At 63.5% G+C, this 18,750-nt stretch carries 2 protein-coding genes; both read right to left on the reverse strand.

Annotation, left to right across the window (positions count from 1 at the left end; all coding sequences use genetic code 11):
- Positions 1-53 precede the first annotated feature (53 nt).
- Entirely contained in the window at positions 54-503 is a 450-nt protein-coding gene (locus ACWFSR_RS13470; protein ID WP_197109295.1) for a hypothetical protein, read from the reverse strand.
- Entirely contained in the window at positions 500-18,727 is an 18,228-nt protein-coding gene (locus tag ACWFSR_RS13475; protein WP_447522633.1) for a DUF7507 domain-containing protein, read from the reverse strand. The genes ACWFSR_RS13470 and ACWFSR_RS13475 overlap by 4 nt, the downstream gene beginning before the upstream one ends.
- Between the last annotated feature and the right edge of the window lie 23 nt (positions 18,728-18,750).

The raw sequence follows: 18,750 nt of genomic DNA on the forward strand, positions 1-18,750 counted from the left end.
TAGCCTGAGTACCGCCTCGTGACGGCATCCCTGTGCGGGGCGACCGTTCGCGACTAGCCTTCGTAGCGCTCGACGCGCAGCACGCAGGTGAGCTCGTCTTCGGCGACAGGAATGACAGTCTCCCAGTCGGTGGTCGCACCGGGCTCGGTTGCCTCGACATCCACCTGAGTGAGAGCGCGGGTGTCATTGGCTCCATTGAGGAGCGAGACGTAGATGCGGTACGTGGCGCTGGCATCGGTGGAGTTCGTGACAGACCCGTTCACGACCCAGTCGTCGCCATCGCGCTCGCACTGTTCAACGGTGGAATCAGCAAGAGCACCTTCAAGGTTCTCGCCGGTGCCAGGAGCATCCGTAATGTCAGTTACCCCGGGGGTCTGCTCTGCCGCTGCCGAGCTTTCGGTGGCGTCAGGCTGTTCCTCAGTGCCGTTGGTGCATCCCGCCAGCGTGAGCGCGAGAATCGCAAAAGGAACAGCGGTAGCGGTCAGTCGTGTGCGGAGTTTCATGAATTTTCCTGTCGTTGTCTTCTGCGGGCGAGCAGGATCAGAGCGAGGCCGGCGAGCAGTGTGCCCAACCCGGTTGCGAGGGTTCCTCGGGGGTCTGACCCAGTGTAAGAGAGTGCCTTGGTAGGTAGCTGCAAACTTGTCTGTGCGGTTGCGACCACGGGGTCTCCCGAGTTGATCTCGGTGCTCGTGACCGTTGCCGTTTCGTACAGCGTCGTTCCGGCATCGCTTTCACGGATGACGTAGGTTGCCGTTGCGGTGATCGATTCGCCCGGTGCGAGCGAACCAATCGCTCCCGGCCAGGTGCCATAGCGCATGGCTGACAGTCCCGACCGCGGGTCGGCGATCGTGACATTCGTCAGCGGCAGCGTTCCCGTGTTCGTCGCCACGTAGGTGAACGTCACAACATCGCCGGGGTAGCCCTGCTGGCCTGCACCGAGCACACCCGAAATCGTCAGTGCGATGTTCGGCACGTTCGGGATCGCGAGAACGTCGGTTGCTTCTTCCGGCGCGATGGCACCCGAGGGCGCGTTCGCGTCGACCGTGGCCACGTTCGTGGTCTGTTCGACATCCACGTCATCCTGAGTGATCACATAGGTTGCCGTTGCAGTAACCGACTCCCCCGGAGCCAACTCGCCCGGAGTACCCGGCCAGTTGTAGGTGAGCGCGGAGACGCCCGGCTTGGGATCACTGATCACCACTGCGGTCAGCGTGACGTTACCGGTGTTGACGACCTGGATGACGTAGTTCACGGTTGCACCCTGTTGAGCGAAGGTCGCGAACGAGCTTGTCTTCGTGATGGTCATCGACGGGTCTTCGACAATCGGCGTTGAGCCGGTGGCCGTATCCGTCACCACAGCACCCACGACCGGCGTTCCCGCCGTGGAGGCGTCGGAGCTGATCGAGCCAGCGTCCACGTCATCCTGAGTGAGCACGTACGTTGCGGTTGCCGTGGCCGACTGGCCCGGAGCGAGAACGCCCGGAGTACCCGGCCAGGTGATCGTCAGCGTGCTGAGATCGATCTGGTCGTCGGCGATCGTGACACCGTTCAGCGTGACATCACCGGTGTTGGTGACCTCGAAGCTGTACTCCACGACGTCTCCCGCGTTGCCGGTCGCGCCAGCGGCCAGCACCTGAGTCTTCGTGATTTGGATGTCGGGGTCGCCAGCAGCGGTCGGCACCACAACAGTGTTGGAGGTGTCGATCACGGTGTCGCCCGCCGGGTTCGTCGATGTCACGTTGGCGGTGTTGGATGCCGAACCGGCATCGAACTCAGCCTGCGTGACCTGGTAGCTCGCGGTTGCCGTAACCGACTCCCCCGGAGCCAATACGCCGGCTGCTGCCGGCCACGTGCCGTACACGACCGCAGTCGTTCCGACCTTCGGGTCAGCAACAGTGACACCACTCAGTGTGGTTTCGCCCGTGTTCTCGACGGTGAAGGTGTAGTCGATCCACGAACCAACGACGACGGGGTTCACCGTGTCGCGCGGTTCGCCAGCCTTGGCAATGTCGATGCTCGACAGCGCCTCGATGAGCGGCACCACGGTGACCGCAGAATCAGCATCAACGGCGGTTGCGGCAGGAGAGTTACCCTCGCCGGTCGCGACGTTGCGTACTTCACCAGCGTCGACATCCGCCTGATCAACAAGACGGGTCGCCGTGACGGTGACACTTTCGCCCGGTGCGAGAACGCCAGGAGCGGCCGGGTCTGGCCAGGTGTAGACGAAGCCGGTGAGGCCCGGGATCGTGTTCGAGAGCGTCACGCCATCGAGCGTGACGTTTCCGTCATTCGTGATGGTGAACGTGTAGTCCATGCCGTCGCCGAGCACACCCGTTGCTCCCGCAGCGAGAGCCGCGGTGTGGGAAGTGACGATGGAAGGTTCAGCATCCTCGGTCGGGTTGAATACAGTGTTCGAGACGCCCTGAACTTCGCTGCCGTCAGGCGCGGTGCCGATCGCGGTCGCCGTGTTCTCCACGGTGCCGCTGTCGACATCTGCCTGCGTGACGGTGTACACGACGGAGCCAACAGCCTGCTCGTTCGGGCCGAGAATACCGGTGGCCGACGGGAAGGTGAGGTCGGAGGGAACAACATCGATCAGTGGGTCGAGAACTCCTACGAGGCGCAGGGTCACGTTTCCGGTGTTCTTCACGATGAAGCTGTACGTGATTTCAGAACCGACTTCACCCGAACCCGAGGTCATTACGCCCGACTTCTCGGCTGTGATGCTGGGGTCAGAAACTGCAGTCAGTTCCCGGTCAACGTTCGAGGTCGCCGTGACAGGGTCGCCGCCCGGCGTGACGCCACGGACGGATGCCGTGTTGTCGACGTAGCCACGGTCAACGTCATCCTGTTCGAGAACGTACGTGGCGCTCGCCGTCGCCGACTCACCCGGAGCCAGCACGCCGCTGTTGGCGGGCCAGACGATCGAGTTGATCGAAACGTTGTCGATGCTGTCGGTGATGGTCACCGTGCGCAGCGTGACGTTTCCGATGTTGGTAACCACAATCGTGTAATCGATCGTGTCGCCAGGACCGTTCTCGCCCGCAACAGCCAGCTCGCTCGACTTCGTCACCTGCAGCAGGCCATCAGCCGCGAGAGTGACGGTCGCCGGAGCAGTGGCGCTTGCCGCAGCGCCCACCGGAGGAGTTCCCTCACCGGTGACAACGCTCGACACAGCACCCGAGTCGATATCGGCCTGAGTCAGCGTTTGCACGCGAACTGCCGTGACCGTGTCGCCGGGAGCGAGAACGCCCACGACGCCGGGCCAAGTGTAATCGCCGGCGGGCAGCGAGCCAATAAAGTCGCTCAGCTCAACGCCCGAGAGCGTCACGTTGCTCGTGCTCGTGAAGCTGTAGTTCCACGTGACAGTGTCGCCAGCCTCAGCCGGGCCTGGATCGGTTAAAGCACCAACGTTGGTCACCGAAACCACCACGCTCGGAGCCACGGTAGGCACCTGGGTCGTGTTCGATACCGCAGCGATGGGGTCGCCGCGCGCCGGAACGGCCGTAGCACTCGCCGTGTTTTCGACGTAGCCGCGGTCAACATCCGACTGACGGATGTCGTAGCTGGCCGTTGCGGTCACCGTCGCGTTCGGGGCAAGAGTTTCTAACGCGGTCGGCCACTGCACGGTGGGCGTGGTCATTCCGGGAAGCGGATCAGTGACCACGATCGAACCGATCGTGACATTACCGGTGTTGCGAACCTCGAACTCGAAGTCAACGGTGTCGCCCACGCCGTTCTCGCCCGTCACAGCGATCTCGCCCGACTTCACAACCGTCATACTCGGCTGCGGCTGAACCGTAGTGATGATGACCTCGTTGGTGGTTGCCGGAACATCGATGTCGTTCGGGTCAGTAGCTCCCACATCCGCGATGTTGGAGATGTAACCACGGTCGATGTCAGCCTGCGTGAGCTGAACTGAAGCCTCACCGATCACGCTTTCACCGGGCAAGATAACACCGGGCTGAGCCGGGTTCGGCCACGTAATGGTCGGAACGCTAAGACCCGGAAGAGGGTCGCGCAGTTCGCCATCGTGGAGCGTTACGTTGCCGATGTTTATCGCTTCGAGACGGTAGTCAACCCAGTCGCCGACCTGTCCGATTCCACCAGCACGCAATTCACCCCACTTCTTAGCGTCAAGCTCGCCATTGGCCGCGATCGTTACTGCAGCCGGAGCATCCTCGGTGAAGGCGACGCCAGACGGCGGTGTCGCGCTACCGGTCACCACGTTCGCGACGGAGCCCGAGTCGATATCAGCCTGAGTCAGCTCGTACGTTGCCGTCGCGGTGACGACAGCGCCCGGCGCGAGTGTTCCTGCCGTCGCGGTCGGCCACGAGTAGTCCAGAGCCGAAATGTTTGGCAGCGGGTCAGCCAGCGAGACCGCCGTGAGGGTCTGGTTTCCGTTGTTTGTCAGCGAGAACTCGTACTCCACGAGGTCACCCTCGAAGCCGGTCGAACCGGGAGCGAGGGCACCGCTCTTGGTGACGAGGATGTCGGGGGCAGCAGCATCCGTCGGCGTCGACTCGAGAGCCGTGTTGCTCGGCACCGCAGCATCGGTCGGTGAGGTGCCGTTGGCGACAGCAGTGTTATCTACTGAGCCGGCATCCACATCAGCTTGGGTGATCGCATAGGTTGCGGTCGCTGTGGCGATCTCCCCCGGCGCAAGAACGCCGTTGTCGCCCGGCCAGTTCACCACGGGGGTGCTGAGGCCGGGAAGCGGGTCGGTGATAACAATCGCGTCGACCGTGACGTTTCCGGTGTTCTCCACCTCGAACGTGTAGGTGATGATGTCGTTGACACCGGCGCTGGCACCCGTGCTCGATGACTTGCTCAGCAGCAGCGAAGCAGCGGCCGGAGCGACGGTCGTTTCGGTGACCGTCGTGCTCACCGTGATCGTGTCACCGATGGGCGGCTTTCCGCTGGCGGTCGCCACGTTGGAGACAGAGCCGCGGTCGACGTCATCCTGAGTGATCGTGTAATCAGCAATGGCCGTAACCGTCTCACCTGGTTGCAACTCGCCGGTGGTTCCTGGCCAAGTGAAGACCGGGTTACTGACACCAGCAAGAGCGTCAACAAGGTCGACGAGCGTGAGGGTGACGTTTCCGGAGTTTGTGATGCCGAAGTCGTAATCGATCGTGTCGCCAGCATTGCCGACGCCATCCACGGTTCCGACCTTCGTTACGTCCATGCCAGCCTGCGAGGCGAGCACAACCGCTGCCGTCGCGGGGTCGCTCACGGCATCGCCGCGTGGAGGCGTGCCCGAACCGACAGCGTCGTTGGCCACAGTTCCGGCGTTGATCTGCTCCTGGGTGAGCGCGGATGTCGCCGTTGCGGTGACCGATTCGCCCACCTTGAGCGTGCCGTCGGCGCCGGGCCACGTGTAGGTCAGAGCCGAGATCCCCGCAAGGGAATCGACGATCTCCACACCGGTGAGCGTGACGTTGCCGGTGTTGCTGAGCTCGAACGACCAGTTAACGGTGTCGCCCTCGTCGGCGCGAGCCGGGTCAGCGAGAACGCCGCTCTTGGTGAGTTCCACCTCGGCGCGAATCGTCTCTGTCGGAACAGTGTTCGCTTCAGAGTCATCGGTGACGTCGGTGCCGTTGGGGTCAACGCCATCAGCGGTCGCGATGTTCAGAACAGCGCCAGCATCCACGTCATCCTGAGTGATCTCGAAGTCCGCCGTGGCGGTAGCGATCTCACCGGGAGCGAGCACGCCAGGGCTTGTCGGAGTTGGCCACGTGATCGTGATCGCCGAGAGGCTCGGCAGTGGGTCCGTCAGTGTGACGGAATCGAGGGTGACGTTACCCGAGTTGAGAATCTCGAACGAGTAGTCGATTGTGTCGCCGAGGTCAGCCGAGCCCTGAGGCGCACCAGACTTCGTGACCGTGATGTTCGGAGCCGGCAACACCATCGGCACAATAACTTCGTTCGAGGCTTCGACAATGACGACACCCTGCGGGGTCTTCGCCGACATGTCTGCCGTGTTGGGGATATAGCCGAGGTCGACGTCTGCCTGCGTGATTACATACGTCGCAATACCGATGACAGATTCGCCAACCGGAATCTCACCAGGCTTTTCGCTATCTGGCCACGTGATAACCGGAACCGAGAGTCCGGGCAACGGGTCGAGCAACTGGCCCTCATAGAGGGTGACGTTTCCGTCGTTGGTCACGGTGAGCGTGTACTGCACGGTGTCACCCACAGCACCAACGCCACCATTCAGAATCGTTCCCGACTTGAAGGGCGTGAGCACGGGTGCTGGCGTGATCGCCACTGTCTCATCGGCAGTGTCGTCGACGGTGCCTGCCGCAGGAGTTGTTCCCTCGGCCGTCACCGTGTTGTCAACCTTGCCCGCATCAACATCAGCCTGCGTGAGCTCGTAAGTGGCAACCGCGGTTGCACTCTGGCCGGGCGCGAGTGTGCCATCCGTCGCGGTCGGCCACGTGTAGGTCAGCGCGCTGAGACCCGTGAGTGGGTCAGTCAGCGTGACGCCCGTGAGCGTGACGTTTCCACTGTTTCGCACGGTAAACGAGTAGTCGATGATGTCGCCAGCGAAGCCGGTTGAACCAGCCTCGAGCGCACCGTTCTTGGTGGTCTCAATCGCTGCAGCAGCAATGACGGTCGGCACATCGATGGGGCCGACTGAATCATCAACGGCACCCAGCGGTGACGTTGCGTCGACATCCGCCGAGTTGCGCACGTAGCCGCGGTCGATGTCAGCCTGCGTGATCGCATACGTTGCGGTCGCCGTGGCTGTCTCAGAAGGGGCGAGCTCGCCGTCGGCACCGGGCCAGGAATAGACGATGGTCGACAGTCCGACGAGCGGGTCGTCAATCGCAACATCGGTGAGGGTCGTGTTTCCGGTGTTCTCCACGGTGAAGCTGTAGTGAACGAGGTCGCCAAGAGCCGCGCCATCCGGAGTTGTACCGACCTTGTCGATCGTGACGGATGCCGTGCGCTCAATGGTGGGGTTCACCGCAGGATCGGAGAATTCGAAGTACTCGCTACCGTCGGGGGTCGCGCCCAAGGCTTCAGCGATGTTGGTTACAGAACCCGCGTCGACATCGTCTTGAGTGATCGTATATTCGGCAGTGGCTGTGGCTGTTTCACCGGGAGCAAGAACTCGTTCAGCCCCTGGCCACACGATGACCGGAGCGCTGACACCAGGCATGGAGTCGATGAGCACAACACCCGAGAGCGTCACGTTGCCCGAGTTGGTAATACTGAAGGAGTAGTCAACAACGTCGCCGACTTCGCCAAGCTGCGCGCCGAGGTCTCCGGTCTTCACGATCGTGAAGTCGGGGGCTGGGGTGAGCGGAAGCGTTGCGGAGGCTGGCTGTGTCACAGCAGATCCGGTCGGCGGAACGCCCATCGCGTTGACGCTGTTCGCGAGAGAACCAGCATCGATATCGCTCTGCAGCAGTGTGTACGTTGCGGTTGCGGAGACATCGTCGCCTGGATTGAGCAGGCCGTCAGTCGCCGTCGGCCACGTGCCGAACGTCACACCAGTGAGTCCCGGCAGCTGATCGATGAGGTTGACGGATGTCAGGGAGACGTTTCCGTTGTTGGTGACGGTGAAGCTGTATTCAACAGTGTCGCCCGCGACTCCCGTTGCTCCCGCAGCAAGGGCCGCGCTCTTGGTCGCGCTGAGCGAGGGAGCGGCGGCGACGATCTCGGTAACGACCTCAGGAGAGTCACCGGTGACCGCTGTGCCCTGCGCGTCGGTTCCACTCGCGGTTGCCGTGTTGGTGACGTCACCGTTGTTGACGTCGCCCTGAGTGATTTCGTAGGTTGCGGTTGCTCCGACGCTTTCACCGGGTGCGAGTGACTGCGTGGTGTTGGCGGCAGGCCAGTTGACGGTGAGATCGGTGAGGCCTGGCAGAGGATCGGCCAAGGTGATGCCAGCCACGGTGATGTTTCCGTCGTTGGTGATCGTGAAGGAGTAGGCGATCTCATCGCCGAGTTCGCCAGCGTCAGCAACGACCGCTGACTTGTCAACGGTAAGGAGAGGAGCGGGGCGAACGGTCGGAATGATGACGGTGTTCGTGATCGCGGGAACAAGGACGTTATTCGGCGTGAGGGCTTGAACGCGCGCCGTGTTGTCCCGGAATCCGCGGTCAACGTCGTCTTGAGTGAGCGCGTACGACGCGGTTCCCGTGACGGACTCGCCAACCTTGAGCACGCCAGGTTCTGCCGGGTTCGGCCACGTGATGACCGGAGGCGTGATTCCGGGCAGCGGGTCGAGCAGTTCTCCGTCGTGGAGTGTCACGTTTCCCGTGTTCGTCGCGATCAGTACGTAGTCGACGATGTCGCCGACTTGACCGATTCCGCCAGCGCGGAGCTCGCCCGACTTGCTCGCGCTGAGGCTCGCATCGGGCTCGACGACAACGGTTGCCGCTACTTCGGAGCCATCAACCGTGACGGCACCGGGGTCGATACCTGACGGCGTCGCGAGGTTGACTACTGAACCGGAGTCCACATCGCTCTGCTTGAGTTCGTAGGTCGCGACAGCGGTTGCCGTGGCGCCAGGAGCCAGCACACCATCGGTCGCCGTAGGCCACGTGTACGTGATGGTCGAAAGATCAGCGAGCGGGTCAGCCAACGTCACGCCGGTCAGCGTGACGTTTCCGTCGTTCGTGATGGTGAACGAGAACTCGACAGTGTCGTTAGCTTCGCCCTCAGCACCCGACTCAAGTGCGCCACTCTTTGTCGCCGAAATGGCGGGGGCCTGAGCAACGAGAGACGTGACCGCAGCAGGGGAATCATCAGTAACCGCGGCGCCATCGCGGGCGGACTCGGCATCGCCGGTCGCGACGTTGCTGACCGAGCCAGCGTCGACATCCGCCTGAGTGATGGTGTAGTTCGCCGTGGCCGAGACGGACTCGCCGGGAGCCAACTCGCCGTCCACACCAGAAAGCCACTCGCCGTAGACGAGAGCGCTCAGCCCTGCGAGAGAGTCGGTGATTGCGGCATCCGTCACGGTGACGTTTCCGTCGTTCAGCATCGTGATCGTGTAGCTGATCGTGTCGCCAACGACACCCGTGCCGTTGAGCACGGCATTCTTGGTCGTCACGAGAACCGGGGCGGACGCTTCAGTAGTGACCGTAACGGTGGTGGAATCCTCATCGAGGATCGCTCCAGCAGGAGTCGAAGCGAGAACGCTTGAGTCGTTATCGACGAAGCCGCGGTCGATGTCTTCCTGCGTGAGGGCGTACGTCGCGGTCGCGGTAAGCACAGCATTGGGAGCGAGAGTCTGGGAGGGGTTGCCTGTCCAGTCATACGAGATCGCCGAGACACCGTCGAGTTCGTCGATGATGCTGATCGAACTCAGCGTGACGTTACCCGTGTTGGTCACGGTGAACGTGAAGTTCACCGGATTACCGAGACCACGGGCGGCCGGAGTGGCGTCTTCTGACTTGACGATCGTGATGCCAGCGTCCGGCGCCAGCGGCACGGTCGCGGCGGTGGTCGAATTGGCGACGGCACCACGCGACGGAGTACCGGATGCGGTCACGGTGTTCACGACGGAGCCCGCGTCGACATCCGCCTGCGTCACGACGTAGTCGTCAGCGGTGGCCAAGACGCTATCGCCGGGGTTCAGCTGACCAGAGATGCCGCTGGGGAAGGTTCCGAAGACGGGCGTCACGCCGGCGAGAGCATCGTTGAGGGTCACGCCACTGAGGGTGACGTTTCCGGTGTTGGTAACAGTGAAGCTCCAGTCGATCAGGTCGCCGGCGTCTTGAGCGGCGGTTCCCGACTTAGCGACCGAGATGCCGGGGGCAGCGGGCGCGGTCGGAGTCGTCACCGAAGAGACCGGACTTTCAACCGGCACGGCGGGATCTGCTGTGGTGGCACCGGCAGCCTTCGCCGTGTTCGTCACCGAACCGGCGTCGACATCGGCCTGAGTGATCGTGTAGTTCGCCGTTGCTGTGGCGGATTCACCCGGGTCGAGTGATGTCGCGGACAACGTCGGTGTTGCTGCACCCAGGAGCGGGTCGTTGAGAACGAGGTTCTCGATGGTCACGTTTCCCGTGTTCTCCACCAGGAACGAGTACGTGATCGTGGTGCCTTCAGCGGCCGGGCTCGGCACGACACTGGCGGTCTTCGTTGTCGTGAGCTCGGGACGCTGGGCACCGGTCGCGACAACGACGGCGCCAGAGCTTGCCGCCACCTCGGGGCCGCCGCCCGGAGTTTGCGCGGTCACGTTGGCGGTGTTGGTTACCTCGCCGGCGTTGAGGTCGTCTTGATCGATCGTGTACGTTGCGGTCGCCGTGGCTGTCTGGCCTGGCGCAAGCTCATTGTCCGCTCCCGGCCAGACGAAGGTCGGAGCGCTCAAACCAGGCAGGTTGTCGATGAGCGTCACGACGGTGAGTGTCTGGTTACCCGTGTTGCGAATCGTCATCGTGTAGGTGATGACGTCGTTTTCTGCACCGGTTCCACCGACGGAGGCAACCTTGCTGACCGAGATTCCGGGAGCAGGCGTGATCGAGACCGTCTCTGAGTCCGTCTCGCTGAAGGGCGTGCCGGAAGGCGGAGTGACGGTGGCCGTCGCGGCGTTACTGACAGAGCCAGCATCCACATCGGACTGCTTCACCGTGTAGTTGGCGGTAGCGGTGACGGTTTGACCCGGGGTGAGCACACCTGTGGCACCTGGCCACGTGTACGAAATGGCGCCGAGATCAGCCAGCGGGTCGGCGACGGAGACACCCGTGAGTGTGACGTTTCCGGTGTTCTTCGTGGTGAAGGTGTAGGTGATGACGTCGCCGGCAACACCAACGGAACCGGGGGCGAGCGCGCCAGACTTCGCGAAGGTCGCCACGGGGTTCGCCGCAACCGTCGGCGTAACGACTTCATCCGAGGGGTCGGTGATGACTCCGGCGGAGGGCGACGTGCCTTGACCTGTTGCGGTATTGGTGACCGAGCCCGCATTTACATCGGACTGCTTGATCGTGTACTTCGCGGTGGCAACAACCTGGGTGTTGGGCTGGAGCGTTCCGGTTACTCCCCCGGGCCACGCACCGTAGGTGAGCGTGCTGAGTCCCGAGAGTGGGTCGCTCGCCGATACCGACGTGAGGGTCGTGTTTCCCGTATTGCGCACGGTGATCGTGTACGTAATGACATCGCCAACGGCGCCGGTTCCGGCCACGCTCGAGGTCTTGGTGGTGAGGATACCGGGAACGCGCGTTGCGGTCGGAGTAGCTACCGCAGCAGACGACGCCGTGGCGTTCGCGCCTGCGGGAGGCTTGCCCGAAACGGACGCCGTGTTGTTCACAACGCCGGCGTTCTGGTCGGCCTGACGGATGACATAGTCAGCCGTTGCCGTAATCGTCTGACCCGGAGCGAGGCGGCCAACAGTGCCACTGGTCCAGGTGCCGTAGGTGAGTGCGCTGAGTCCGGGACGCGGGTCGGCGATGATCACGTTGGTCAGGGTGACGTTACCCGTGTTCTCGGCGGTGAACGTGTAGCGGATGGTGTCACCCACCACGCCCGTGCCGGGAGACACAATGGCTGCGGTCTTATCGAGCGTGATGCTGGAGTTCGATGCGAGCGGAAGGGTTGAGGGAGCAGTGGCCGTCGCGGGTGAACCGCGCGGCGGAGTACCCGAACCATTAGCGGTGTTCGAGACAGCGCCGGCGTCGATGTCGGCCTGCGTGAGAACGTACGTTGCCGTGGCTGACACGCTCTGGCCCGGAGCCAAGGTTCCTGCCGTCGAGGGCCACGTGCCATAGGTCACGGCGGAGACGCCGGGAAGCGAGTCAGTGACCGCTACCGAGGTGAGCGTCACATTGCCCGAGTTTGTGAGCGAGAGGCTCCACGTGACAACGTCACCAGCAACGCCCTGCGCGCCCGGCGCGAGAGCGCCCGACTTGGTCACACCGATCTTCGGTGCAGAGGCGATCGTCGGTGTGACGAGCTGCGGCGACGGAGCAGTCACGGCAGCGCCCGTGGGAGGCGTGCCCGTTGCGGTCGCAATGTTCTTGACCGAGCCGGCGTCAACATCCGCCTGCGTGATTGTGTAGGTGGCGGTTCCGGTGACGGTTCCGTTCGGGTTGAGCTGGCCGCTAACGCCACCCGACCACGCGTAGGTGGGGGTGGAGAGCCCGCTCAACGGGTCGGTCAGCGTGACGCCGGTGAGCGTGACGTTACCGGAGTTGCGCGCTGTGAAGGTGTAGGTGACGGTGTCGCCGATCGCGCCGGTTCCCGTGCCGCCGACAACAGCGCTCTTGGTCGTGACGAGCGCAGGCGAAGCGGCAACAGTCGGCACGACAGCCTGGGTCGAGGATGCCGTAGCAACGGGGCCCGATGGCGGCGTTCCGGATGCCGTAGCCGTGTTCTTGACGGAGCCAGCGTTCACGTCAGACTGCTTGATTGTGTATGTCGCGGTAGCGGTGACCTGCGCGTTGGGAGCGAGAACTCCGGTCGTGCCGCCCGGCCAGGTGCCGAAGGTGACAGCCGAGAGGTCCGCAAGAGTGTCGGTGATGCCGACGCTCGAGAGCGTGACGTTTCCGGTGTTCTTGACGACGAACGAGAAAGTGACGGTGTCGCCGAGCTTGTTCGCACCAGCAGCAACCGCACCCGTCTTAGAGACGGTGAGCTTGGCAGTCGAGGCGAGCGGAACCGTAGCGCTGCTGGTCTTCGGAGCAGCAGCACCGCCGATGACGCCCGTTCCCGTTGCGGTCGCGGTGTTCGCGATCGAACCCGCGTCAACATCCGTCTGCTTCACCGTGTAGGTAGCGGTGGCCGTCACTTGAGTGTTCGGCGCTAACGTTCCGGTGGTGCCCGACGGCCAGGTGCCATACGTGATCGACGAAAGACCAGAGAGTGGGTCGCTGACCGCGGCACCCGTGATCGTGACGTTGCCGGTGTTGCGGATGACGAAGCTGTAGGTCACTACTTCGCCCGCAACGGATGTGGAACCAGCCGGCAGCGTGCCGGACTTCACGAGCGAGAGAGTCGGTGCCGGAGTAACGGTGGTCGTCACCACGGGGTTGGAGTCATCGCTGACGGGAGTCGCGCCCGGAGCCGTTCCCGCTGCTGACGCCGTGTTGGCGATCGAGCCAGCATCAACATCCGACTGCTTCACGGTGTAGCTTGCGAGGGCTGTAGCCGTCTGGCCTGGAGCCAGGGTTCCCGCCACACCCGGCCACGTGACAACAGGAGTGGAGAGACCGACGAGCGAGTCCGTCAGAGCGACGCCGGTGATGGTCTGGTTACCCGTGTTCGAGATCGCGATGGAGTAGGTGATCGAGTCGCCGACTTTGGCTCCCGAAGTGACGTTCGCCGACTTTGTGGTGGTGAGCTCAGGGGCACCCGTGATCGTGGGCACGTTCGCGGTCGACGGTGCAGAAGTGACCGTTGCATTCGTCGGAGTCTTGCCCGACACTGTTGCCGTGTTCGCTACCGAGCCCGCGTTTACATCGGCCTGCTTCACCGTATACGTCGCGGTCGCGGTCGCCGTCTGGCCCGGAGCAAGTCGTCCGGCCGTCGCGGTCGGCCAGGTGTATACCGGCGCGGAAAGGCCCACGAGGGAATCCACAATCGCGACACCCGTCATCGTGACGTTTCCGGGGTTCGTGATCGAGAACGAGAAGGTCATCGTGCTGCCGACACCGCCGGTGCCTGAGGTGACCGCACCCGTCTTCGTTACCGCAAGGGCACCATTCGAGGCGACGACAACGGTAGCGGGAGCGGTCGCCGACACGACGGCACCGGTGGGAGGGGTGCCGCGGGTCGTCGCAGTGTTCGCGACTGAGCCGGCGTCAATATCCGACTGTTTCAAAATGTAGGTGGCAGTAGCCGTGACCTGTGTTTGCGGCAGGAGACGACCGGCTGTTCCGCTCGGCCAAGTGCCGAACGTGACGGCCGAAAGGTCGGGCAACGGATCGGTGATGCCGACGCCCGTGAGCGTGACGTTACCGGTGTTGCGCACGACGAAGCTGTAGTTGACGGCATCGCCAGCGACGCCGGTTGCGCCCGCCGCGAGGACCGCGTTCTTGGTCAGCGATATGGTGCGAACCGAGGCGATCGTGGGCGTCGTGATCTGAGGTGACGGGTCAGTGACCGTCGTCGCCCCGAACGAGCCCTGCGAGGTCGCCGTGTTCTTGACAGAACCCGCGTCGACATCCGACTGAGCGATTGTGTAGGTCGCCGTGGCCGTGACCTGCGCGTTGGGCGCAAGCGTTCCGGAAACTCCGCCGGGCCAGGTGCCATAGGTCAGAGCCGAAAGCCCGGTCAGTGGGTCCGCGATCGAGACGCCCGTGAGCGTGACGTTACCGATGTTCTTCGCGGTGAACGTGTACGTGATGACATCGCCGACAGCACCCGTGCCGGCAATACTTGCCGACTTTTGAGTGTCGATTGCCGGTGATGATGCGACGGTTGGCACGACAGCCTGCGGGGACGTTGCCGTCACGGTTCCGCCCGACGGCGTGCTTCCGGATGCCGTGGCCGTGTTCTTCACAGAGCCAGCGTTAACGTCAGCCTGCTTGATCAGATAGGTGGCCGTAGCGGTCACCTGAGTGTTGGGAGCAAGCGTGCCTGCTGTGCCGCTCGGCCAGGTGCCGAAGGTCACGGCGGAGAGGTCGACGAGGCTGTCGGAGATGCCAACGCCAGTGGCGGTGACGTTACCGGTGTTGCGCACAACGAAGGAGAAGGTGACGGTATCGCCCACGGAACCGTTTCCGGTCGTGATCGCGCCCGACTTCGAGACGCTGAGCGCGGGGCCGGCAGTGATCGGAACCGTAGCGGGGCTGACGCTGGTGACGGCGGCGCCGGTGGGCGGGGTGCCGGAACCGGTGGCGGTGTTCGATACCGATCCGGCATCCACGTCTGACTGCTTGAGCGTGTAGGTAGCGGTGGCCGTAACCGACTGTCCGGGCGCGAGCGTTCCGGCGGTGCCCGAGGGCCACGTGCCGTAAGTGAGCGCCGAGAGACCGGGGAGCGTGTCGGTGGCCGAGACCGAGGTCAGGGTGACGTTGCCCGAGTTGGTGAGCTTGATCGAGAAGTTCACGGTGTCGCCAGCGCGGCCGGTCGAACCGGCGGCGAGCGCACCCGACTTGAGCGTCGTGACAACGGGGTTCGCCGTGACGGTCGGAACGGTGATTTCAGACGAGGGGTTGCTCACGGTAGTGCCGGCGTGAGTTCCACTACCGGTGGCAATGTTCTTGACCGAGCCGGCGTCCACATCGGATTGCTTGATGGTGTAAGTCGCGACCGCGGTGACGGTCTGGCCGGGTGCGAGCACGCCAGTGGCGCCGGGCCACGTGTAGGTCAGCGCCGAGAGGCCAGCGTGCGGGTCAGCGATCGTGACACCGGAGAGTGTGACGTTACCGTCGTTCTTCGCGCTGAACGCGTAGCTGATGACGTCGCCGACCTTGCCCGTTGCGCCGCCGGCAATCGTTGCCGACTTCGTCGTCGTGATGAGTCGAGTCGGTGCGACCGTGGGCACTACGGACTGCGTGGAGGCCTGTGTCACCGTGCCGCCGGTGGGAGTCTTCGCCGTAGCCGTTGCCGTGTTCTTAACCGAACCCGCATCCACGTCGGATTGCTTCACCGTGTACGTCGCGGTTCCCGTAGCCGTCTGACCGGGAGCCAATACTCCGGATGCTCCGGGCCAGGTCACCGCGATGGGGCTGAGTCCCGAGAGCGGGTCGGCCAAAGCCACCTGGCTGAGGGTGACGTTTCCGTCGTTCTTCACGCTGAAGGTGTAGGTCACAACCGAGCCGACAGCGCCGGATCCTGTCGTGTACGCGCCCGACTTGGTGACAACCATCTTGGCGTCAGCCGTGATCGGAACCGTCGCGGGAGTCGTCCGCGTCACGTCAGCACCGGTCGGAGGTGTGGCCTTCGCCGTCGCACTGTTCACGACCGCACCGGCATCGACATCCGATTGCTTCACGGTGTAGGTCGCGGTTGCTGTGACGGACTGACCGGGCGCGAGAGTGCCTGCGGTGCCCGGCCACGTGCCGTACGTGATCGAAGAGAGGCCCGAGAGCGGGTCAGTGATGCCCGCATTGGTCAGCGTCACGTTGCCCGAGTTCGTCAGAACGAAGGAGTAGTTCACGGTGCTGCCAGCAGTTGAACCGCCCGCGAGCGCGCCCGACTTTGTCAGCGAAACGGCGGGGGTGCGAGTCTGAAGCGCAACATCCACTCGAGGGGATGCCGCAGTGACGGTCGTGCCGCCGGGTGATGTTCCCGAGCTGGAGGCTGTGTTGCGCACGAGGCCAGCATCGACATCCGACTGTTTGACGGTGTAAGTCGCCGTGGCGGTGACGGTCTCGCCAGGAGCCAAGGTGCCGGCGGTGCCCGGCCAGGAGTAGGTCAGAGCAGAAAGCCCGGCGAGCGGGTCAGTGATCGCGACGCCGGTGAGGGTGACGTTTCCGGTGTTCTTCGCGCTGAAGTTGTAGGTAACGACACTGCCGACACCCTTGGGGTTGGCTACTGTTCCCGACTTTGTCGTGGTGAGCGCGGGAGAGGCAGGCGCCGTGGCCAGCGTCACTTCATTACTGACGCCCGTGACGGCAACATTTTTGGGAGTTCGTGCGGTGGAGCTCGCCTGGTTCACGATCTTGCCGGCGTTCACATCCGCCTGCTTGACCGTATAGGTCGCGGTTCCCGTGGCGGTCTGGCCCGGTGCGAGGCGACCCGCGGTGCCCGGCCATGTGACGGCGATCGCCGAGAGGCCGGTGAGCGGGTCAGTCAGCGTCACCGAAGTGAGCGTGACGTTACCGGTGTTCTTCACAGAGAACGAGTAGTTGACGGTATCGCCAACATTGCCGACGCCAGCACCGGCATACGCTGCAGTCTTCTTAGTCTCGAGAACAGCATTCACCGGGATCGGCGTGGTGCGGTTGGCCGTCGCGACGGGCTTGATACCGCCGTCGGCATCCGTGCCGGTGGCGCTCGCCGTGTTCGCGATCGAACCGGCATCGACATCTGCCTGCGTCAGCGTGTACGTTGCCGTTCCCGTCGCGGAGGCACCAGCGGCGAGGGCGCCAGCGGTTCCTGTCGGCCAGGAGTAGGTGATGGCGGAAAGTCCGGGCAGCGGGTCAGTGACCGCCACTCCGGTAAGGGGCGAGTCGCCGTTGTTCTTAATGGTGAAGGTGTAGTTGAGGGTGTCGCCGGCGCGACCGGTTGCTCCACCGGCGAGCGCGCTCGTCTTGGCGAGCGAGAGAGAGGAAAGCAGCACGCGAGTGGAGTCGCTCCCTGTCGCCGGACTGTTTCCCACCACAGTGCTCGCCGTCACTGAGGCAGTCGAGTCATAGCTGGCGGTCGTTGGACCATTCGCGACACACGTGTAGGTATACGACTCAAGCGGGGCAAGCGTCACGCCGGTCAACGTGCGGGCACAGTTGGTTTGGTCGTCTGCGACGACAATGTTCTGCAGAACCCCGACGCCCGAGTTGGTTACGGTGATCGTGAAGGTTGCCGGTTCTGTTGCCGTGCGCGATTGCTGGTCGAGCGTTCCGTCATAGCTCTTGGAGATATTGATTCCGGCGCTGGGCACGGACAGGATCGCGTTTTGCAGCAGGTACGAGTCCCCGCTCGTGCTCATGCGGAGGTTGACGGAGGTGTCGCCCGACTGCACGTTGGCTAGGTTGACGGTCGCGACATCCACACTCTGGTTAGTGAAGGGGCCGATATCGGTGGGTGCCGTGTAGCGAACAGAGCCCTCTCCTCGACCGATTCCGATGTTGTTGTTGTTGCCCGCGCTGTTCGCTATCTGGGTGTAGCCGCCGTTGCCGCGCGAATACTCAGCGATGTCGCCCTGGATGATGCGGTCACCCTCGTAGAGCGAGAATCCAGCGCGAGTTCCGGTGGCAATCGCGCTGAAACCGTTGAAGGCAACCGTCAGCGGCGCCTCTGCGGCGGTCATGCGAACGTGACCTTCGTAGAAGATGATGCGGTGCGGCTGCGACAGCGGTTGGCTCGGAATGTAAATGCCGTAGTCGTAAACGACCGTCAGAGTCCAGCCGGCGTAGCAACCAGCACCCTGCGGTGCCCACAGGTCACCAGCGGATACCGTGAGCGGGGTTCCCGTGACCGCTCCAGCGAAAGCTGTGGTGACGTCAGCGCTTGCGCTGTAATAAATCGACGAGGGCGTGCCGACCGGGTCTTCGAGCAGTGTCGTCGGCGCCACGGTAGTGACGGCGCCAGTGCCCACCTTGAGCTTGGCGGGCGCAGTGCGGTAACCGGTTGCCGAACCGGCAGGCATAAGAGCGGTGCCGCGCGTCGCGTTCGGGCTCGCACACGCATTTTCCGTGATCCCCGTGTAGGCACCGGTGTTGGCGCTCCAGCTCAGGAAAGCTTTCTTGACGCCGGCGCCCGCGGGGATGGTGATATTTGCCGAGCTCGAGTTGGTGGTGAAGCCGGCTACCGTGTTCGAGTTTTCGAGGTAGAAGTTGTCGTTGGCCGTATTGCCGTTTCCACCCGATGCCGAGTGCAGGTCGATACAGGTACCAATTTGCGCCGCCGAGTAGAGCGGTCGGTTACAGGCGAGAACGCCGTTACCGGCCATGAGGAAGTCACCGTTGACGGTGGTTTGGTAGCTCGGCGACGTACCGGCGTTGGTTCCCCACTGCACGACGGCAGCTTCGGCGGGCGATGACGGCATGACAGTCAGTCCGGCCACGAGAAGACCGAAGGCGACGACGGATGCGACGCCACGCATGAACGTGCTTCGAGCACTACGCTGCGTGCGCTCCACGTTGATGCTGTTGTGCCGCACTATTTCTCTCCCCCGAGTCAAAA

The organism is Salinibacterium sp. NYA9b (assembly GCF_976973725.1).